This is a genomic window from Tenacibaculum sp. AWR4_210, assembly GCF_056160945.1.
In genome coordinates this window covers 1-298 of the sequence record NZ_JBSWYF010000079.1, presented here as the reverse complement: position 1 = coordinate 298, position 298 = coordinate 1, and the positions used below count along the sequence as shown (strand labels likewise).

The 298-nt window shown below is 51.0% G+C and carries 1 protein-coding gene; it reads left to right on the top strand.

Features of this window, described 5'->3' with window-relative positions:
* Window positions 1-298 (top strand): hypothetical protein (locus tag ACXAG7_RS20105; protein ID WP_476667948.1); only part of this gene is annotated, 298 nt, incomplete at both ends.

The window sequence follows — 298 nt, the reverse complement described above, 5'->3', positions numbered from 1 at the left end:
CGTATACAGTAGCCGCAACGGCACCATGTACCACAGCAGCAACAGCTCAGGTAGTGGTAAGCGAACAGGCTTTACCAAATGCGGGAACTAATGGAACACTTACCATCTGTGCAGGAAGCACCGTAACATCAGCACAATTATTTGCAGCCTTAGGTGGAAGTCCAGCTACCGGCGGAACTTGGTCACCAGCATTAGCAGGGGCTAATGCCTATACATATACAGTAGCCGCAACGGCACCATGTACCACAGCAGCAACAGCTCAGGTAGTGGTAAGCGAACAAGCTTTACCAAATGCGGG